This is a genomic window from Bacillus chungangensis, assembly GCF_030812995.1.
In the GTDB taxonomy this organism is placed as follows: Bacteria; Bacillota; Bacilli; order Bacillales; family Bacillaceae_C; genus Bacillus_CF; species Bacillus_CF chungangensis.
Genome location: NZ_JAUSTT010000011.1, coordinates 1 through 23,118, shown reverse-complemented (window position 1 = coordinate 23,118; position 23,118 = coordinate 1). Strand labels below are relative to the sequence as shown.

Sequence of the window (23,118 nt, the reverse complement as noted above, 5' to 3'; positions counted from 1 at the left end):
AATGCCTTATATCGACAGTACTCCTGCTCTTTCCCCTTACAAGATTCGTGAAGGCGATTTGCAGGGTGGATTTAAGGATATCTTGATTAAGAATGGTTGGACATTAGCACGAGAATTTAAAAAAGCCGTCACATCTACTCATTTCGTTACTGAGCATGATGAAACAGCACGACACGACGACGATTTTGTCGTCGCCAAGCATCAAATTTTACGTAATGCTCGTGGCGATTTGTTGGGAGTGGCAGTTGTCGCAGAATGGTCTGACTTTACCGACCATAGTAACGGTTTTCCTTTCTATAACTGGTTTACATCAGACGAAACTAAAAAAGAAGCGCTACTTGACTATCTCGAAAAAGAATTCGAAAAACGTAAAACGAATACCTCGCTTTACTTCTATATGTTAGATAAACTACCTAACATGAAGGACGGTTCAGTTATATTGACTCCATGGTCCGATGAATCTAAGGAAGATGAAAGATTACGGATGGCGTTAGATGTAGAAGTTACAGTTATCGACTTTAAAGATACGACAGCGGCATCAGCCTTTGTGAAGGTAGCAAATATTACGGTGATGCAGTCACCAATTGTGGAAAGTTCTTTGCGAGCTAAGTTCTTAGAAAATGTCGACTACCCTTACATGGACACGAATTGGTGGGCTGACTCCGAAGTGTCTATCAAAGGCCATATTGACAGTAACAACATTTTTATTACGATCCAAACAGACAATACTCCAATGTGGGAAAACAATACGATACCGATTGTACCTCTTTACTTTGGTGACATTGTACCACTCGATGAAGGTGACCCTGCTATCGTATTATTTGCAGGTACCGTCCCTAATGGAGAAACATCTGATAAAGTGGCTACGTTTGATTATAGTGATATTACAACTAAGGGCGGCCGAAAGTTAATGCCAATCTTAAAGAAGTATCCTGCTTACCCATCAAATGGAATTGACTCAGTGATGGTAAATAGAACGAAGCTAGGTGCTCGTTATCAGAATTACTTCTTGTCTTTTAATACCGTTTCACAAGAAATGCCTCCTGCACGAAAAAGTGATGACCAAGCGATAGGTGATGGAGACAAACAGTATCCTCGTTCATGGGAAGGGATAAAGAAATACCAATTCAACCCATCTAGGTATTCGGGAAAGGTTCAAACATCGCGAATTTATCTTTTGCACCCTGAGGAAGGAAATAGGGGATACCTTAAGCGATCCGTAGGGCTAAATTCAGCTAACTTAAATGCTAGTGAGTTAAGAATTCGTAAGGAAGACTGCCCAGAGAAGGTTTTTGATGTATACCAATGTGTTCCTGTCAGTAGTGTATCCCCGCTAACAAAGCGGCCATCCACTCATTTTAATCCAATGGGGTTAGGCATATATAAGGAAGAATTGAACCCTGCAGCAGTAACGAATCCTGCTTCAGTGAATGACACTGAACCGGCGTCAGTCACAAATTTAAGCTATACAAAGTTATCAGATAATAAGTTTAACCTTACGTGGGAAAATCCTCATGATGAAAATTTTGATAGTGTTACTATTTATCTCAATGGCGAGGTATTTGTTTTCGGTGTTAGGGAAGTATCTGCTTATTGTTTAGAAGGGTTAAAAGAAACACCGACCGAAATTGAAGTTGTTGCGGTCAGCAAAACAGGGAAAAAATCGAAAGTGGTAAAACTCACATTACAATGACGTGAGAACGTTATATCTAAATGATCGCTGCTTATAATAAGTGTAGTTGTTAAACCGCTAGTGTAAGTAAAAAATAAGAGAAGAAGGTGATTGAATGCCGTATATTGATTCGACCCCTAAAGATTATCCAATCGTCTTTGAGGAAGATAACTTCCATGATGTTTTTGGAAACATGTTAATAGATAATGGTTGGACTTATGCGCGAAAATTCTATAAAGCTGCAGTAGATACGAGAGCATATTACAAACTAACTGATCGAGTGAATTACGCTGTGGCAAAACATACGATCTATCGAAATGCTGATGGACAGTTGCTAGGGATTGCCGAGGTAGGACAGTTCCCACTATACTACCGAAAAAACGACATTATACGCAGACCTTACGATGACCAGGACCCTAATGATGAAAACTATCAAATGTCGCCGACATGGGATGAATGGATTAAACAACGTTTCGCTTCTACTAGAACAAAGACGCACGTCTATTTCTATATGTTAGAGAAGCTGCCTAACGAAGCCTTAGCACCTGAAGGTGGAGTCGTATCCATTACGACAATGCCAGGAATGAGTGGTACATCTTTTCAACTAGAAAGGGACCGAGACAGAGAAGATTGGTACAGATATTGGTATGGCTACTATTACTATTATTATCGCCACCACTATGAAATCTTCGAGACTGATAATCCTGACATGGAGTTCGATGGCAAGATTTTAAGTGCTTCGCCATTTCATATGCTACGATCTGTATTAGATGTAGAAGTACTAGGAACAAAGTGGTCAGAAGAATACAAAGAAGTGAATATTACGCATACTGAACCGAGGGCAATGCAGTCACCGATTGTAAAGACGACATTAAGAGCAGAGTTCTTGGAACATAAAGACCATCCAATTTGGCATACGAACTGGTGGTCAGACTCAGAAGTAAACATCAAAGGGCACGTAGACAGTACCAGTTTCTTCCTCGTTCTACAAGCCGATAATGCTCCTGCTTGGGAGAACAACTTAATTCCTACCATTCCGCTTTATTTTGGTAAAGTGAAGTCGATGGATGGCAAGAGTGACAACGGATACGCATTGTTTGCAGGAACGATACCACCTTCAAAACGGAAGGATACAACGAGGTGGGAATCCACGTATAATGCTAGTAAAATTTATGCTGGTACAACTACTTTTCTAGTTGCTGATGGCGATAATCTTCCTGCACCACCTGCTTTGTTAACCATTGGTGGGAACGAGATAGTGAAATTAGTAGAAAAAGAAGGTAATTTAATCACTGTAGAGCGTGAGCAACAAGGGACAGAGGCATCTAGTAGTAATTCAAGAGGTACGACTATTGCTAGACTTTCTACGAACAATAGGGAAGTAAATAATGAAAAGGTTGTTTCATTGTTTGATTTTGATGATCCTGGTGCTACTGTAGGGGAGACAATCTTTCCGCTTCTTAAATTATACCCTCATCATGCGTCGAACGGAGTAGACTCTGTGATGGTGTCTCGCTCCCGATTTGGTGCACGATACCAAGCGCATTATCTATCTTGGGGAGCACCTCCTAACCAACTGCCTCCAGTGCGGATGACTGAGGAAGGGAAGAAATACCCTAGGGCTTATGAAAGCATGGAGAACACGAAAAACTATAAATACCAATTTAATAGTTCAAGATATTCGAACAAAGTACACTCTTCACGTATTTTTGTCATCCATCCGGAGGAAGGGGTAAGAGGATATTTAGATAAGTCTATTGGATTCAATGCACAAAGTCTGAACACTTCTAACCTGCGCGTAAGAAAACAAGATTGTCCAACACCTGTTTACGAAATGTACAAGTATCAAAGTCTTGGAGCAGTTTCTCCATTAACAAAGAAACCTGCTACAACCTTTAGACCTATAGGATTAGGAATCTACTCGGATGATTTTGACCCTAATAAGGAACCTTACGATCCGGAGAACGATACGACACCGCCTGGAGATGTAACCATCACTAAAGTAGTCTGTCCGTTTACACAAACGATTGATGTTGAATGGGAACTACCAGACGACGAAGACTTAAAGCATGTTAATTTGTACGTTGATGATGAACTGTATGCCAAAGGGATTACCCGAACAAACTTCTATAGAATTACAGGGTTAACCATAGGCTTTACACCTAAAATCAAATTAACGACTGTCGATATGGCAGATAATGAGTCTAGCGGAGTGATTGCTGAGGCAGTCACAGTGATCTAAAAATGCTAAGAGGTGAAATCAATAATGGAAAACATAAATAAAGATGGATTCTTCGATGTTGATTTGTCCATTCAACTTCTGCCCGAACAGTTAGAGAAGTTGTACAATGAGGGTGGGTGGCAGACCTTAGGTAAGTATCGATCTGTAGCACCTCTTGTCATTGATAAAGCGACAAATACAAAAGATCCATATCGAAAGACATTTGCAGAAACTTATTTGATGCAGTCAAAAGGTAGCGATAATCAAACTCGATACTTTGGTTACACTGTAGGGTATGGTGGGAAAATTCGAGATTACGGTGAAGAGCCGATCATCTCAAAAGAAACATTCCTCGGTTTAATGAAGGACATTACAAAAGCACCTGGTAAAGGGAAGGTATTCCAATTTATGGTATATCCTGTAGTTCCTTCGAGTATTTTACTCTATCGTGAGGATGGTAGTTTGATTCATCCTGTTGATACTCCTTATGTCGTAGATGGTGAAAAAGGAACCATCACTTTTAACGATGAACAGGAAGGTGAAATCAGAGCCACTTATGCGTTGACTGACAATGCACCTGACCTTGTCAAACGATTATGGTACTTTACTTTTGAAGGGTTTATTCCAACACGTCTAGTGCTTAGAAGTGAAACGCCACAATTGGCAGAATTGGATGATCTCCCTGGAGCTGTTTTCAAATTTCGCATTCAGCCTGGAAATCAACGTATCCGCGAAAATTCGTATCGTTTTTATGACTCTATTGATGGGACTGTCCCTGTGGACCCATCTGAATATACTGTTGATCATGATGCAGGGACTGTTACGTTTCAGGAAGGTACAGAGCCATTAATCCTCTTCGCAGACTATGAAATTGAGTATGTAAAGGATGCAAATGGAAGTTATGGAGATATTGACGTACCGCCGTTTGATCCTAGTAATCCAAAGGAACTGATGGGGGCAGCTTATGATGCTGTACGTTACATTTACCCTTCTATTCCAACTGCTGTTTCGTATATCCCTCAGGATGAAATTGGATTAGGTTGGGGACGTGACTCACAAGTTTATTATTGGGGTAACATTACAAAAGACAGAATTGTGTCATATTTCCGACTAGACCCTGCGCCAGATCCTGAAAGCACGTTCTTTGCTCCTTTGTATATAGGTCGTCTTTCTACTATTGGTAAAACACCTCGAATGAACAACGTACTAATTGGAGGTTCTCGCCAAGAGGATGAAATCGACTATGAAGCAGGTTTGAAGCTCGGACGAAATGTGCTTGATTATGGGGTAAATACATCTAATGGAAATAGTTCCGTTATGATTCAACGTACTGTCGGTGGAGCGATGTACCAAAAACACTACCTAGCGTTCATTACACATGATGCTGATGTAGATCCGTCTCATGAATCCAGATTCAATCCATCGGTATACTCAGGTAAATATCATATCTCTCCTATGTATATTGTTCACCCTGCTGACGGTTATGTAGGACGGTTAGATGAAGTTTACGCGATCCATCCTAAAAATATCGCTCAGCTTGATGAATTAGAGGTGAAGGAAAATTCAATCAATGAGCATGTAGGTACAGGAGACGGGGAGCGTAACTCCTTCCATCTATTCCACTCACCTCTAATTGATGACGACTTCGAGATTCGTTTAGTGACGCCTACAGGATGTGAGACACTCACGAAGGACGACTTTGTTGAAGATGCACAACCTGGTGCAGGTCAATTCACTGTAGATAGTGATAAAAAATTAACTTTAGGGGACGTTCCTGGGTTTGGTGTGGAAGTGCTTTTAGACTATAACTATGCACAAACGTATCGCTATACGTTAGCTGACACACCTAGAACTCCATACCGTTTAGCGAACATGACCCCTTATGCTCCGATCGGCTTAGGATTCCTGAAAGAGAATCTATAAAAATAAAATGCAACAAAATAGTGCCTTGTCCCGACTACTAGGGTACAAGGTTTCACTATTTGTAGAAAGGTTGGGTGGTGGATAATGAGTAATGGTAAAAAGTACCTTCTCAGTTTCACTGCCCTTTTTTATTCTAAAAAGGGTTATGTACTCATGTTCAATCAGCATGAGAAGGTAAAGCATTTAGATAAATTTCCAATGTCCTTTGACCCTTGGAATAGGTATAGAGCGCTTATCATGCGAGACGTTCGTGAGGGTACGAAAGTGAAACATGCCACAGGTGTGTTGCAAACGACACCTACTGATTTAAGTACCGTGTTTGAAGGTGACGCTCCCCTTGATTTGGTGAAAGGGAGTTTTATTTACCTGTCAAATTTAAACAAAGTTCTTACGAATGCGAAGTTAATAGAGCAAGGAGACACTGAACATAGTGAGTTGGGAAGTATTGTTGGCTTTTATGACGAATTAGGTGAAATATTAAAAAATATGAATGCTAAAGTGATCACTACTACTAATAAATTAAACCTGTTAGATGATGCTAAAGTATTCGAAAACGGTAAAGAAATAATTGGGTTAGATCAATCATTAGCGTTTAATCTAGGTGGCAAGGACTCATTAGATGTTTCTGACATACTTAGTCACTACGGAATCAATCAAGATATGTTGCATGAAACACTTAAACTGATACCGGAATTTGGTTACAACCAAGCAACTGAATTAGCAGAAAAAGTATTTAAAGGTATAAGTGAACCTGATTCAATGGAAAGGTTAATGACTATCATGTACGGTGAGAAAACACTTGACATGGCGAAGGCAACCTTTTTAAAAGCCCTGATAGCAACATTTAACGGTCATATCACTAATGGTAAGAAAGTAGAAGTTATTAACCTTGATGCTGATACATCTAAGAGCGAAGCCTTTACGTCGGTCGGTTTTGGTTACTTAGATGAGATCGAGAATGTAGATATAACAATGACTGGTAATAGACCTGTAACTTTTGTGGACGTACCTGAGACACTGCTCTACAGCCGCATTCAAGGGAATGACTTAACGGCAGCGTATAAGAGTCAGATAGATGCTGGGTCTGTCAATGCTGAAGCAGGTCGAAAGTATGTTGGGGAATCGAACGAACGCATTTCATATGTAGAGAACACTTTAGCTGAATCTGCAGTTAAACTATTCCCAGAAGGAGAATTGACTCAATTAGGGAACAGTGATACAGAGGCAAGATACGATGCTGAGGTAGATGCACAATCTCAACAACACCTTACATCTTATGCAGAATTTGATGGCTTGGAGAGTTCAACTACAACATCAATCGTACAAGGTGATATAGACTACTTAAGTGGATTAACTGTGTACGATAATAATTCTCATCTAATGGAAAACATATCTTCCACAACTTATAAAGATGGTTTATTAGAAGGTTTCGATACAACGACAGGATCATACATTGTCTATTCGGATGTTGTCAATTTAGAATTCTTAGGCGAAGGTGTTGACCTAGGAGTAATATTAGAAGTCCCTAATCCGAATGTTTATTCACGCCTTGAAGCAACAGTGGATGATTCGCCAGCAGCTGGTATCACGATTTCCGACTTTTTCATGGAAAATCTAGCAGCAGATACTACACTAACTAGGAAAGTGAACGCTGAAATAAACGAACTCCACTATTCTAACAAATTATTTAAATATGGGGACGTACAGGAAATGTTAAGTGCAGTTGACCAACCTATCTATGGGAATATTGGCGATATTTTGGATAGTGAAAGCTCGCCATTCGCTGAAAGTGAGATTAGTTGGTCTACCATCGTAGAACATAACGATAACGATGAAAAAGAGGTAATGCTCCACGAACATCTATCAAGTACATTCAAAGATGCTACCTATCATGTTGAACTTACTAAATTTGTGGATGATGTAGAACAAGAGGAAGATTTAGAACTACATTTCTCTCCTCAACTTTTAACCACTCTCCTATCCACTACTGATGTCGAGATGAATGGTGGAAGTACAGGTGAACAGAAGACCTTTACAATAGAAACAGACGTGAATATAGGTAATCAAGGCAACTTCATTAGTCAAAATAACGAAGTAGTGGACGATTATACAGAAGACGCAGTAAGGCTTATTGATCATGTAGATACGAGCTTAGTTTTAGATACTACCGGATTCAAAGAGGAAAATATCCTCGATGTCGTTTTTTCAGGAGAAGAATCCGTAGATGTCATCGAAAACGATGACGAAGTGGATGTAAATAACTACACGAAAGCCGTTCTAGAAGCATTTACTTATGATGCAATGAATGACGGTATGAAAGACGGTAGAAAAGAAATACATGATATTGACACGTACTTACAACAACTTAATACCTCTCATAAGCTTGACGAAGTGATCAATATTTATTTCGATAACCAAGGAAAAGCTAATTTGGAGAATACTTTGTACGATGTCGGATTTGAGCGTGCATCCTTGGCTATCATCGGAGATACCGACTATGAGACGCTTTTGGAAATTTCTGAACATGGAATGGACTTAAATAAAGAAAACGATGCTGTCATCGAATGGAGTATTGACTTTGAGGTAGCAGGATATTCAGAAGACGTATCGGTAGAAACTACTGACGATGCTGTATTAGGTAACGATGACAAACACGTGGAGATAGAGTCTACTGATAAGACCACGATTGATAGGCAGATTGACATGGAGTTAGGAGTGGTAGATTCTGCTGATTACTCAATGGAAACAGACATCACTTTAGAGAGTCAAAATGTCACTGAAATAAGTGGTGAAAAGGACGTATTGATGGAAGAACATAACGAAGCTGATAACAGGAATACGTTCTATGATGTCTTCTTCAATGGTTCAGATTTTGGAGAGAATGGAAGTTCCATTGATATATCAATGATAACAACCTCCCCTTCATCTACAAATAGTAACGAAACCGATACTTTATTGGATAAGTACGAACTGGTAGAAATTGATGGTGAAACGGATGTTGAAATCAAACGCCTTAAAATAGGCAGTACTGATAGCAATATGGATGTAGCTTTAGATGTATCACAGTTTGGTGAATGGGGTATCGATATTGATGTTATGTTGGAAGACACAGAAGTTACAAATAGTCATAAGGACCAAGATGTAGAAATTGCATCTAGTACAATGGCTGACAAAGGACAACATGTTGTCAACGCTGACGTACATGCAGACAAAACTGCCGAGCAAATATCTATACAAGATACTGTATTGGAAGTACCTTACTTTGTAGTAACAGGCAATGAGATGGACGTGCATGTTGAGGACAGCGACTTTGCTAATAATGACTCCACTACTGATGTTGCAATAGAAGTCCCTCACGTTGCGGATAGAGATAGTACTACTGATGTATCGGTAGAAAATTCTGATTTAGTTGATAGTAACTTTACTACGGATGTTGTGCTGGAAGATAAAGTTTTAGCAGATAGTGACTCTACTACTGATATTGTAATAGAGGTCCCTCATGTTGCTGATACAGATAGCATTACTGATGTAACGTTAGAATCTAGCGATTTATTTGAAAGTAGCTTTACCACCGATGTTGTGCTGGAGGATAAAGTGTTAGCAGATAGTGGCTCCACTACTGATATTGCAATAGAAGTCCCTCATGTTGCTGATTCAGATAGTACAACTGATGTAGCGATAGAAGATGTCGACTTAGTTGACAGTAGCTATACTACCGATGTTGTGGTAGAGGATGGCGTTTTAGCAGACAGTGACTCCATTACTGATGTAACGTTAGAATCTAGCGATTTATTTGAAAGTAGCTTTACCACCACCGATGTTGTGCTTGAGGATAAAGTGTTAGCAGATAGTGGCTCCACTGCTGATATTGCAATAGAAGTCCCTCATATTGCTGATTCAGATAGTACAACTGATGTAGCGATAGAAGGAGATGTCGACTTGGTTGACAGTAGCTATACTACCGATGTTGTGTTAGAGGATAAAGTGTTAGCAGATAGTGGCTCCACTGCTGATGTTGCAATAGAAGTCCCTCATGTTGCTGATACAGATAGCATTACTGATATTGCGGTAGAAGATATCGACTTAGTTGAAAGTAGCTTTACCACTGATGTTGTAGTAGAGGATAGCGTTTTAGCCAATACTGACTCCACTACTAATGTTGTGCTAGAGGATACAAACCTAGCTGAGGAAGAATCTACTTCAGACATAGTGATCTTCGTCCCTAACTTAGCAGAGGCAGGAAACGAGATAGAAACTGTGATTGAAGGCATTGACTTGGGTGACAAAGATTCTGTTACTGATGTTATGTTAGAAGGTATTGACCAAGCTAAAACTAATTCAAATCTTGAAGTAGCCATAGAGGGTATGGATTTGGTGACAATCAGTCCAGAAATAGAAGTAGTAATAGAAAGCCAAGATTTGGTTGATAGTGAGTCTACTACCGACCTTATGATTGAGATTCCTGACTTCGCTGATAGTCATTTTACTACGGATATAAAAATTGAGGGCTTTGACTTCGCTAACTCCGGTAATAAAAAAGACGTAGAAATTGATTGGCAAGCGGTAGCAACTTCTGATAACGAAGTTGATGTAGAAATAGATGAACAAGACTTTGTTAACACAAGCAGCGAAACGGAAGTAGTTCTGGAAGACATTGACAATGCGGAACCGTCAAATACATTCCAAGATATCGTATTAGAAGTGTTCGAACCATTTGGTAGAGGAAGAACCCGCATCCTAGGATTGATCGAGGAAGAACAGGTAGATAAGACCTCTAATCGACAAGTAGATATTTTCGATGAGGATAAAGGAAGTCCGAAAAGTGCAACTATCATAGAGATAGTTGAAGACGAACAGTCTATAAAGGATGGTACTAGACAACTAGAAATAATAGAGGAATCATTACCTGAAAAGATAAACACTCGTTACATGAATATAGATGAAGAAGAGTCAGCTAACATTGGTTCAGGATACATGACGATAGAGGAAGACGAAACTACGACAAATGTTACAAGTAATGTGATTAAAATAGATGAAGACGATGGTGGGGATAGAATCAGCATCTTCGAGATCGTTGTTGATGAACAAGACGATGGACTTCGCGACAGGGAGCATAACATCTCTATTGGTTTCGAGGATGTAGGCGAGCGTAAGAAAGGCTTTACAGGAAATATGAGTGCTGATGATACCGGCGTCGGACAACTTCCACCTACACCACCTTGGGAAGAACCAGACGATCCAACACCACCAGGTAAGAAAAAGATTTGGTTGATTATGGGTAAACCGTACCCTGCCTGGAATGGGTGGAATCCTAAGAAAACTAGATAGGAGGAAACAGATGTGAGTATTCATAGGGTACAGAGTGGACTTATCTTTGATGATAGATTTGACACGCTCGACTCACGTTGGGTCGTGTCGCCTTCTGACTCCTATTATATAAATGAAGAGGAAAAGACATTATCCCTTAGCCATAACCCTACAGACAGTAGTACGAATGCCTTGTTTCTATTACCTCAGGACGAGGAGGAACTGCTATTACAGGTACAGGCGAACTATACACCTACTCGCTTAGGTGACGAGGGTGGTATTGTCATATGGAAGAACGCCTTGGAAAAAGTAGAGTTTTTAGAGAGTGAGGACAGTACTAACAATAGTGATTACAGTTTATGGAGAGCGGTAAAGAAACAGAACCTGTGGACATTCTTTGCTAAACGTAACTTTGCCTGGGAGTTATTTGATTCCACTATTTGTATAGACCCTGTTATGGCAGGGATCGTTCTAAAGGGTGTAAATAGAGATGGGTATGTACCCATTGATGTAGAAAGAGTGATCCTCTGTAGAGGGTCATCCATTAGTGTTGGGAATGTTAACAGCCACTACAAGATAAGGTTACTTAGTGAAGACGGAAAGGTAGTTAGTGAACAGATTGTTCCCGCTGGTTATTCGGGAATAGATGTAGAGTTGCCAAGTATTCCGTTTAAAGGAAAGCTAGAGTTATATGACCGTCATGACGATGGATCATACGTACTCATAGATGAGCAAAAAGAGATGACCGATATGTATGGTGGAGACCTGTTTATGCGGGGAACTGACCTGACAGTGGTTTGGAATGGGAAAGAACTAAGTGAAGTGACACCGACACATTTAGGGGCATTAAAGCAAGATGGTATATCCCAAAAAATGACTGCCGTTAATGCGACGACAGGAAATGTTGCCGAGAACATTGGAATTAAAATCGCAATGTACAATGAAGAATTTGGCTGGGAGTGGTGTAGTCTTGCAAATGATCATGAAGGTGTTCCCGCTACTTTTACTGACAAGTCTATCAAAATAGGTACGCTCCATCCAGGAGAGTCAAAGGATTTTTGGGTACGTGTTGTCAAGATGGTTGCTAATGATCTAGATAACAGGAAATTGTTTATGCGTCCTACCCATTTTTACTTAGATCTAACCAATGACTAGGGAGGTGTACGAATGGGCACTAAAATGATGTTGCATCGGTATAGTCCTGTTACGATGGATTGGGACGAGACTGAATACGTCATCGATCAAGAGTTTCTGGATAAATACGGGAGCATAGACACCATTGTTCCTGTAGGCTATGTGTATGAACCTGATAAAGGTTCACTAGACGTTTATCTTAATGGTCAGAGGTTAAGTGCAGGTGGTGGATATGCAGAGATTGATGACTATCATATTCAACTAGACTTAGGTAAGGATGAAGAAGGAAACCCCTATGAACTCCAAGAAGGGGAGGAAATCTTCATTAAGGTCTGGAAGAATCAATACTGTAGTAGAGGGCAATCGACAATCAGTGGGACTCAGTTCTATGAGTTACAGAAAGAGATTGTTGACGCTCGGAAGTTTAGAGAGACAGATAAACCATACAAGTCGCTTGATGCGAGATTGGATGAAATTCAACGGCAGCTAGAAGTGGTGCATGGTGGGAATGCGAACGTAGATATTAAATATGAATATAACGTGAGAGGGCAGATCATCCGTGAGGTGATCACAGGTGATTACATCATCGTCAGAGAGTTTACTTACTATGAGGATGAGAAACCTACCTTACGTGGGGAAATGAAAACGGAAACGGTTTATTATACGGGAGAAGAAGGTAACCTCTCTCATCAAGTAACGAAAGAGTATTCTTATGATCCTGTAACGAGAAGACTCTTACAGACTGCGGTTCGTGGAGATATGTAAAAACCTATAATGAATAGTGCAATGGGCCAATAAGTCCATTGCACTTATTTCATCAAGGAGGTAGTAAAAAATGGCAGGTACAAGAGGAATTGCGATGTTACGAGGAAGGCAGTTAAATAATCAGATCATGCGAGATAGGCACTTTGACGCTGAGCACAAGATCAATGAGAAGTTTATTGACATTGATTTTAGTGCACATAGGGAAATTCTTGAAAATACAAAGATAGATGTATTTTCCCAAGTGAATAATAAAGTCATCGCAGGACTAAATCAATTAGATATTACTGAAGTGTTAGTAGGGAAAAAGGTTGCCACTGCGGAAACGGAGGGAGTTGTAACAGGGGAACGGGTTGACATACGTGTAAGTGGGACAGAGGACTTCCCATTCATTGATTCAGATGGAGACAGAGTGTATGGACGTATTGAGTTCGAAGCGTCTCCTGACGGTGGAGTGACTCCTGATGCCTTCAAACTGCACTTCTTTTCTATTGAAGATGGTGTAGAGACACGCTATACATTTGCAGATGACGCGCCAAATATGGATTTCCGCTATATTTTACGTACGAACATGTCGGTAATTCCTGTCGACTCTATTATTAAAGGTGGCGCAGGTTTTGTAGAGGGAGCTACGGATGCGAATGCATATATGAACCTCATCCAGCTAATGAAGGACATCTACGGTAATACAGGTACGCTTGATAATGATGGTAACGCTAATCTTGCTACTAGTTTAGTTGAACAAATTGCTGACGAAATAAACGCCCGTACTCAAGCTGACCAGGACCTTTTAGATAACTTTGCTTCGCAAACTGAACAGAAAGGCGCTAATTTGGTTGGGGTTGAGGTCGACTCTAACGGGAACTATGTTGGCACAACAGTACAAGAAGTTCTCACTGAGTTGGCTAATAAATTAACTGAATTTTATAGACATTTTGACAGTAAACTTACTGAGTTAGATAATGAATACGAAGAGGAAGTATTCGAATCTGTAGGTGGTGAAAGTCAATACCTATTGCAGAACGGAAAAGCAAAACCTAAGTCTGTCATGTTAGCGCTAAATGGTCAAATACAAGCACCTGGAATTAACTATGAGTACATTAAAGATAATGACGGTAACATCATTGGATTTAATTTTGCCCCTGACGTTTTAGAAGTGATTGATGATGTTCCTGATGTGCTGTTCGTCCAATACCGAAAAGTACAATAAAAATGCCCCTCCGATTAGGAGGGCTTTTTATGTCAACGTTAATTTCGTTAGGTTCATTCTTATAATAGGTGTAGTTGAATGAGGGGGAATAGTAAATGGATTATCTATCGTATAATAGAGCACACCTCAACAATAGAAGAATCCATCATGTGGACGATAAAATAATGATTTTTATTGTCCCTTCTATTGTCCAAGTCGGAGTCGTACGAACAGAATTACGTTTCCCATATAGAGGCACAATTTTCGATGCTTATGTTACATGTGGTACGACAGGAGCGACAAGAACGGTTGTAGATATTGAAAAATGTAGTCAAACCGATTACGACTCAAACCCTGTATGGGAGAGTATTTTTACCAATAAGTTAATTGTGGACGGTAACCATAAATCTAATAGAACTTCTTTACATCCTTACGCCATTAAGGCAAAGTACGTAAAGGTTCATGAAGATGACCATTTTCGGCTCAATATTAAAGAGGTTGGCGCAAATGTGAAAGACATAACTGTTGAGTTAGTAGTTAAGCTGGAAATTGAAGAAACATAGAAGTCCACGCAACTTTATCGCAGACTAAAACGATTACTAGAGTGTGCAACCAAACACTTTATACAGGAGGTAGATTGACTATGGCAGCACCACAAGTCAACTGGAGAAAAAACGATAACTCAGGAGCAGTTCCTTCTTGGAATATTGGAACGATTGATGCAGGTACGCCATCCGAAGATTTTGGCGTATTGATCTGGAATAACTTTGCCGGTACTACCGATTTATCTACAATGACAAACTGTACGATTACGACAAAGGATAGCGCTGGACAGAATACAGGAGAACTTGTTACGAATACTTGGATTCAAGTATTGGTAGTAAGTAAACAAGGTGGTTCTGAAACAGGACGCACTAATATTGGTGGGAACACTACACACCCAATCGAAGCGAACGGAACGACAGTAAATGGAGCAGGTTCATTCTCACCGTCTGCACAAGAGATCTTAGGGGTTAAAAATGACGGTAGTAAATCAAAATCACAAGGCAACTTTGCAGAGTTAATGTTACGGGCGGATGTTCCTGGTAATGCGACAGCAGGTAACGTAGCCTTTCTCACTCGGGTAGCTTACCAATATGTTTGATGATTCTAGATATTCACAACTCCATACAATGAGGGGGAAGTAACATGGGCGAATTCATTCGTGGAAAAGTTCACTCTCCTGTCGCACAAGATTTCATCTGGGTTGCTGAGTACCCTGACGGTACTTACCTCTCAGAGTTTGATTTTGAGACGAAGCAGGAAAATAGTTTTTACGAAATTAAGAGAAACCAAGTATTCCGATTTGGCTTGATCGGACATGGGGTTAACATCTACTTCGAAAGAGATGGTGTGCTGAACGTTGCAGGTCGCCGATTATTCATTTCTTATCTTCACGATGGGAAAGAGCTTCCTTTGAATGGTAGTTTCAAATTCAACGTGAAAGATAATGACCTGATTACGTATAAAGATGCTCACGCTGCTGGGTTGGTATCAGGATACGAGACTAGAGGTGGAATGTCTAGTACCATCGTTCAATATAACATTGGCTATAAAGTAAATCTCCAACACGACGGCATTCACTTTCATTTTAAGCCGATCATAAAGATTCCATTGAATCAACCTATGATGCTATCAATGAGGCTAGTGGCTGACGAAAAGTTGGACGGTCAGTTAATGATTAGGAGTAACGGACAGACAGTATTTAAAGCTCAAGCTCCACTAGAACCGAATATCGGAGGTGAGTTGAATTGGATCATTCGGTAAAAATAACGAGAGAAGCATTACTTCATTTACTAAATGGTGTTTCGTACAACGTTGATGGTAGTGTAGTCAAAGGGACAGAAGTTGTCCGTAACTATCGAATGAAACTAAATGACGAAGGTAAGGTAGAAATCAATGTTTTCAATGTACCTGTCGAAATCAAGTGGAACGGAAATTGGGTCGATATTGAAGACGCTTTAGCAGAAGAGGACCTACTATTTATTAGAGAGATGTTCTCAGAAGTGCACCTAGAAGGGCGTATCGTATTAGATACGGACAACATGGATGGGCTGTCAATTAGAGGGCGTGACCGCGTCAGACAACTGTCTGAACGGTTTGCGGAAAACAGTGTCAACTATCCGAGGGAATTTACTTGGGTAGATGGCGCTTCTGACATTAGCGGCGTTATTGAACTACCTTATGACGACTACTCTCAAGTATATATTGTAACTGATCCTGACGACGAGGGAATCCCTCAATTATTATTCATCCCAACGAAAGCAGATAGTGGCGGTGAAAGACCTTACTATGTGAAGGAAGACGGCAAAACTTTGATCTATGTGAACCACTTTTCTGGTGGTGGTGGAACACAAAGAGATCCGTACATCGTCTCTAATGAAGATGACCTGAACAAAGTCAGGAATAACCTAGGTGCGTACTACATCCAAGATGCGGACATCGTCTTGACAAAGTGGCAAACAGGGGCAGGATTCACGCCTATTACCGACTTTAAAGGCTACTACGATGGGCGTGGATTTGAGATAAAGAATTTATATATCAACAAGAGTGGCTCTTATACAGGGTTATTTGGATACCAAACAGGTGGCATCATTCAACGAGTGAGACTTGTGAACGTTAACATTACTAGTAGTGGTGGAGGGTATGTTGGGTCTTTAGTAGGGAGACAAAGTGGGCATGTATACGATTGTCAAGTTTCCTCAGGAACTGTAAATGAGACAGGGCGTATATATTATGTAGGGGGCTTAGTCGGATACAAGGATGCAAATAAAAACTTGCATAGAAGTTGCTCACACGCGGATGTAAGCAGTAATGGTTCCAATGTCGGTGGGTTAGTTGGACGCAATGCCGGATCGAATGAAGGGGAGATTAGCCAGTGCCTTGCGACAGGTAAAGTTAAAGACATTTCGATTGCCCAAACTGGGACTGGCTTCGGAGGATTCCTAGGTTATGGTGTGTGTAGTAACGATAACTTCTTTGATACTGATACGACAGGGATGCAAGTATCGGCAGGGAGTGCCCAAGGGCTCCCTACACATGACCTCAAGAAAGAAGGTACTTATGCCGACACAGGGTGGGATTTTGACCTCTTTTTTTATATGAAGATAAAAAAGTTGAATAGAGGGTATCCAGAAAATAGGAAATTTATTCGTTATGCAAAAGGGAAAGGGACAGAAGCAGACCCGTTCTTAATCTACGATTTCGAGGACCTAAACCAAGTACGCCACTTCCCTTGGGCATCCTTTAGAATGGAAAACGATATTACGGTAGACTATCCTCGGACGGGTGAAGGGTTTGTCGGTATAGGTTTCGGTAGTGCCGTAGGGTGGGCGGCTAACTCAGAAGCATTTTATGGGGTATTCGATGGTAATGGAATGACGATAGGGGGGTTATTTCAAAATAGACCTAGAAGTTCTTATCAGGGGTTGTTTCGAATTTTCCGCGGTGTATTGAAGAACCTAAATCTCGTTGACGCTGATGTAACGGGTAATTCATATTCAGGTGCCGTTATTGGGTGGAGTGATTCCAAGATAGACGGAAGTAAATCAGAAATAACGAATGTCCATGTTAAATCGTTTAATGGGACGAAGATAAGAGGTAGTAATAATTACGTAGGCGGATTTATTGGATACTCGTACCAAGTGATGATTACTGATTGTTCTGTTGACGCAGAGGTAATTAGTTCATCGAACTATATAGGTGGTTTTGCTGGAAGGATTTTAACTGGGACTTGGTTAAGGCGTGTCAGGGTAAAAGGGAAAGCTGAAGGATTAGGTGATTATGTAGGGGGGGCAGTTGGAGAAGTAGCTTCGAATAATAGTGACATAAAATTGTATGACGTTCTTGTAAGGGTAGATGTGACAGGAAGAAACAACTGTGCCGGGGTGTTTGGTTATGTTTACTACACAACTAATTCATTATGTCTCGACATGGAGAATGTCATATCGCTTTGCTATACTACTGGAATGTCATCTTTGAATGGTATTTTCGGGATTTTTACTATTTCCAACAGTTCTGCAGTTGTAGGGAAAGAAGTATACTTCGATAGGCAGTCACACAATTCTACCACCAGCGGAGGGCGAGGATCCGCTAAATACACGGCTGAGTTAAAGCACGAAAGTACTTATGTTAATAACGCTTGGGATTTTGAGAACGTTTGGATTTTGGACGAGGAAGTGAATGACGGCTATCCCGAGTTACGTTTTAGTATCCCGACATCAGCTCCAATACTAGGATTTCGCAATCAATTTGGAGACTACTACACGGATGCGCAAGGGAATGTGCTGCGGCATTTAGAGTACGGAACATTGGTCGCAGGTAGCGTAGCAGACCCTCGCCCTGTGTGGTTACAGAATAATGCCGATTTCCCAGTGACTAATATGAGGACTTGGGTTGATCTTGCCAGTGTCAAACCAGGTATTACGGTAGAGTTGAGCCTGACGAATAACCCATTTGTACCTATGGATGAAATCGTCTTCCCTGGCACTGTCCCTGCTAAAGATGCCCGAAAGTTCTTCGTGAGATTCAGTTCAAATGTAGATGTAACAGAGGGTGGCACATTTGACCTGAGAGCAAAAGCTAGCCCGTTATAAGGCAGCTTACATCTCAATACAATGGGATAGGACGTGATTAGATGGCATATACGAAACAAGGTTTACTTTTCCATCTCCACGCTGCTTTAGCCAACGAAGGACAGACAAATGGCACGAACAACGACCCTACCGTAGAAAAATGGTACGATCTATCCCACAACGGAAGATGTGCTAAATTAGTCGGCTATGATTTTAAAGCCGATTTAGGTTGGAGAGGGAGTAACATTCAGGGTGATCCCTACTCTTTACATTTTAACGGATTAAACAATCGGTTAGAGGTAGATGATACGGATTCTTTGTGGCCTCATTCTGACTTCTCGTATGAGGTGCAGTTTAGACCAATAGGTGGAACAAGTATATTAACGCTCGGAAGGGAGAACGAACAAGGTTTCTCCCTTTCTTTGAATAAAGATTTTGAACTGATCGCTTCCATTAGAACAAGTGACAAACGTGCAGACTTTCATTTTGGGATGATATCGGCCAATGCGTGGCAGTATGTAACGGTTACCTATGATCATGCTAGTGGCAGGTTATGGGGATTTCTAAACGGAGCACCGCAAGGCTTTTCTTTAGCACAGGAAGGTAACTTCTCTAGACCGACGAGTAAGCTCGTAATTGGTGAAGGCTTCAGGGGCTTTATCAATACTGTCCGACTGTACGACTATCACCTTGATTTTGATGGAGTCGCTTTCAACGTAGAGCATTCTTCCCTTTATATCGAAGACGATTTTACCGACTTGCCTATTAAAGGGATCGTGCCTTGGCGGAATGACTTAGCGTCAAGTCTTCATATTAGTATTTCAGGCACGATGTCCGCTAAGTACGACATCATGCATACGTCTCGTAACGACCTATCCAGTGAAATTAATATTACGACATCCAATGACTTAGAAAGTAGTATGGATGTCAATTCGATTGCTTTTATAAAAGGTAGGTATGACACTTTAGCCACAGGAAGTAGTAATCTGGAAGCTACTATTGCGGTAAAACATGCACATGATTTAAGGAGCAGCGCTCAAGTAAATCCTTCTATAATGATGAGAGCGTCTTATGATATAGAACACTTCCATTTAGAGGACTTACCAGCAGCGGTTCATATTCTTTCAGATTATGTTCCCGAAGAAGTGGTGATTGATTACCCGGATGTAGTGTTTTTCAGGGCTTCCTACCAAACACATAACAAGAAGCTAGTGGATTTAGACGGAAGTATACATGTAAAGAAACCTAGTGACTTGCAATCAGGGATCAAGGTGGCTTTGAAAAGCTATATGATCGGAAAGTATGATATAGATGAACGACAAGTCGAAGATTTATTTTCACATGTGACTGTAAAATCGACTAATAACTTACTTGCGATCATAAAAGTGCCGTCTACATCCAACATGACAGCAAAGTACGGGACGAATGGTATTATGATTGATGACTTCCCTGCAAACATCATCGTTCCTCATACAGCGGATTTATCATCGATGTTACACATAGAGATCAGGTCGATTATGACAGCTAAGTATGATGTGTCTCCTATATTTGGCTTTGATATGCGTTCCGTACTAGGTATCAAAGAGTTTTACGACCTTCCTTCTAGCTTCTTTATTAACTTAAAGACAAACATGTCAGGGCGGTATGTGGTAGAGCCACTCTACTTTGACCTTTTACCTTCTACCCTTACGATCAATGAGACGAGTAATTTACCTTCTAGTATTGGTATTACCCCTGAAACGCGAATGGTCGGTAGTTACGGTGTCATGCAACGGCAAAAAGCGACGATGACACTTACTGTAAACAAGGACGCCTATGTTCGAGAGTTCTTCCCAAGGCTCAACTACGGGACGGATTCTCAAATGTACGTAGGACGAACGGATTTACCATTTCCTGAGAGATTTCGGGCATACTTAGGTTTTGATTTAAGCAGGATACCGATAGACAACACAGAGATAGGGAAAGCTGTCCTTAAAATTTACTATGATGGTAGAGGGAACGATTACTTAAATATCTTTATTTTAGAGCCGACAGCTAATTGGGAAGAGACGAGTATTACGTGGGCTGGACAACCTGCACCTAACTTTAACGAATCTTATGATGGCAATATTGCAACGAAGTTGGTGGGCGGTAAGGCGGGAATTGTCGAGATAGATGTTTCCCATTTCGTTAAGAATTGGCATGAAGGCAAACCGAACTTCGGTTTTGTCCTACAGGCTGTAGACGAGCGTGTGGAAATCACGAAAGGGTTCGCGACGAAGGAAAGTATTGAGAGGCGACCTGAGTTAGAAGTTACTTATTATGACATGCACATCTATTCAATGGATACTTCCTCTCTACTTGGTCGAACAGTAGTACAGGCAGGAGGGCAAAGTGACCTAAAAGGGAAGCTGTATGTTAGGGATAATAAGGGGACGTTCGACATTCCTGCAAACCTATTTGTGCATAACCATAAAGAACTTTATACAACGATTTGGATTAATAAGCCGCAATTAGCGTCATCATTAACCGTATCGACGAAAGACTTTTATAGCCTATCAAGTGTGGTGTCTGTTAGACAAAAAGGTTCCAATGATTTAGATATTGACATCAAAATCCATGAGCGAAATAAACCTTCAGATATTTATGTACTCTATCGTTCGAATTTACCTACAGATATTTCAATAAGGAGATGGGGGAATCCTGCCACTGAGGGCGGACAGATCGCGGCAACGCTCGCGATTTCTGAAGCCAATAAAAATGGTAGTCTCTACGTCAAGCATCGAATAGATATAGCATCCTCTCTTGACGTCAGACGTTGGTCAGATAGTAATGACCCTCGTTTGAATTTAACCTCTGAAATGGAAATTACCCGACGATTTGAATTGCCTTGTCGTTTAGAGGTAATGGAGAAAGTGCAGTTGGATGGAACGATTGCGGTTAACGTTTGGGGGAATGTGGATCAACCATCAGATGTATACGTACTTTATAGGGATGACTTATCATCATCTGGTAATATCGGGAACCCTAACTTAAAGGCTGCTATTGAAGTATGGGAAAAGTCTTTACTAGATGGTGAGATGACAGTACGCAAGAGTGATACAGATTCATTAGTCTCTACCATCAAAATCCCTGTTGGTGATGTATCACTATTACCTTCGCGCATGAACCTGCGGCTATACAAAGATGTTCCAGGTATTGTTACTGTCTTGTCAGGTAACTTGGCAAGTAGCATCTCAGTTCCGAGAGATGGAAAAAGAGATGTCTTATCAAACGTTGCAGTAAGTGTTAGGCGCTCATCCGACCTAGAATCTTCTATCAACATAGTTTCTAAAAACTTAGCGTGTCATATCACTGTCCGTAGAATTGGTGGAGATAATAAAGTTTCTTCCCTCATAGTACGAAGAGGTGGAGATGATGATTTATCTTCAGATGTGTTTGTAAGGTCATACTACAGCATCAGTAGCTTCATTACTGTAAGGCGTTCTTGGTTCTCTAACGTAGGTGGGGAATTAAGCGTTCGCGTTAACGGATTGGATGACCATGAGTCTCACATGTCAGTTAGGCGTTGGAATGAGCCATTCACTGACGGAGGTCAGCTAGAAAGTAATCTCACAGTACGTGTGTGGAGCGAAGCCTACCAATCTTCTACAATCACGATTCGTAGAACCGATGAGGACGATTTAGATGGTCGTATGGATATATGGTATGCGAATAACCTTCCAGCCAGGTTGAACATTAGACAGACCGGTTTCGACGATCTTCCTAGTGTCATCGCTGTTTACGAGTTGAACGAATTGTTTGGGGATATTACCGTCAGGAAATGGGGCGACTCTAGCACGGATGGTGGCCAAATAGATGCCAACATCACTGTAAGACAGTATCATGAATCAATAATTGTCGGTAGAATAGCCATATATGAACACGATAGTATAACGACACAGCTTACAGTTAGACAGGTAGGAACATCTGACCTTCCAAGCACGATTGCTATCCAGAAATGGAGTCAACACAATCAACCTTCGACGATCATTTTACGACAGAAAGAGAAAAGTAACCTACGTTCTTATCTTTCTGTCAGACGAAGCGACAGGTATGATTTACCTGTTGATGTGTGCATAAAGCGAGTAAGTGACCTTGAGGGACATATATTGGTCGTTACTGCTTATCCTTACGCTTATATGATGTAATACAAGCCTACCCAGTTTTGTTGGGTAGGCTGATTTTAACTGGATTTCCGAAAAGAATTCTCCCACTTCTAAATGTGAAGGGCATAGCCCAATGAAAGTGGGAGATGAATTTTCGGTTGGCGTAAGCC

12 protein-coding genes are annotated in these 23,118 nt (G+C 40.8%); all 12 read left to right on the top strand.

Annotation, left to right across the window (positions count from 1 at the left end; all coding sequences use genetic code 11):
- Position 1 precedes the first annotated feature (1 nt).
- The 12 genes from J2S08_RS10270 (at position 2) to J2S08_RS10215 (ending at position 22,990) form a co-directional block, all read left to right on the top strand.
- Positions 2 to 1,693, top strand: coding sequence for a hypothetical protein (locus J2S08_RS10270; protein ID WP_307229221.1), 1,692 nt, complete (start codon positions 2 to 4; stop codon positions 1,691 to 1,693).
- 94 nt (positions 1,694 to 1,787) lie between these two features.
- Entirely contained in the window at positions 1,788 to 3,914 is a 2,127-nt protein-coding gene (locus J2S08_RS10265; RefSeq protein ID WP_307229219.1) for a hypothetical protein, read from the top strand.
- A gap of 24 nt (positions 3,915 to 3,938) precedes the next feature.
- On the top strand, positions 3,939 to 5,816 hold the full coding sequence (locus tag J2S08_RS10260; protein WP_307229217.1) for a hypothetical protein: 1,878 nt from the start codon (positions 3,939 to 3,941) through the stop codon (positions 5,814 to 5,816).
- An 84-nt stretch (positions 5,817 to 5,900) separates the two neighbouring features.
- Entirely contained in the window at positions 5,901 to 11,144 is a 5,244-nt protein-coding gene (locus J2S08_RS10255; protein WP_307229215.1) for a hypothetical protein, read from the top strand.
- 12 nt (positions 11,145 to 11,156) lie between these two features.
- Complete coding sequence (locus J2S08_RS10250) at positions 11,157 to 12,278, top strand: hypothetical protein (protein ID WP_307229213.1); 1,122 nt, start codon at positions 11,157 to 11,159, stop codon at positions 12,276 to 12,278.
- Positions 12,279 to 12,305: 27 nt separating this feature from the next.
- Positions 12,306 to 13,022 (top strand): hypothetical protein, encoded by a 717-nt coding sequence (locus J2S08_RS10245; RefSeq protein WP_307229211.1) that lies wholly within the window; start codon positions 12,306 to 12,308, stop codon positions 13,020 to 13,022.
- 70 nt (positions 13,023 to 13,092) lie between these two features.
- Entirely contained in the window at positions 13,093 to 14,229 is a 1,137-nt protein-coding gene (locus J2S08_RS10240) for a hypothetical protein (RefSeq protein WP_307229209.1), read from the top strand.
- Positions 14,230 to 14,324: 95 nt separating this feature from the next.
- A complete protein-coding gene (locus J2S08_RS10235; RefSeq protein ID WP_307229207.1) occupies positions 14,325 to 14,771 on the top strand; it encodes a hypothetical protein in 447 nt (148 codons plus the stop codon).
- 80 nt (positions 14,772 to 14,851) lie between these two features.
- Complete coding sequence (locus J2S08_RS10230; RefSeq protein WP_307229205.1) at positions 14,852 to 15,352, top strand: hypothetical protein; 501 nt, start codon at positions 14,852 to 14,854, stop codon at positions 15,350 to 15,352.
- Between the two features lie 44 nt (positions 15,353 to 15,396).
- The gene (locus J2S08_RS10225; protein WP_307229203.1) at positions 15,397 to 16,014 is read left to right on the top strand and encodes a hypothetical protein; all 618 of its coding nucleotides are present in this window, start codon (positions 15,397 to 15,399) and stop codon (positions 16,012 to 16,014) included.
- Positions 15,999 to 18,842: a GLUG motif-containing protein gene (locus J2S08_RS10220; RefSeq protein ID WP_307229201.1), complete on the top strand. Its 2,844-nt coding sequence runs from the start codon at positions 15,999 to 16,001 to the stop codon at positions 18,840 to 18,842. Before J2S08_RS10225 ends, J2S08_RS10220 begins: the two co-directional genes overlap by 16 nt.
- Positions 18,843 to 18,883: 41 nt before the next feature.
- Positions 18,884 to 22,990, top strand: coding sequence for a DNRLRE domain-containing protein (locus tag J2S08_RS10215; RefSeq protein ID WP_307229199.1), 4,107 nt, complete (start codon positions 18,884 to 18,886; stop codon positions 22,988 to 22,990).
- The last annotated feature ends 128 nt before the right edge of the window (positions 22,991 to 23,118 follow it).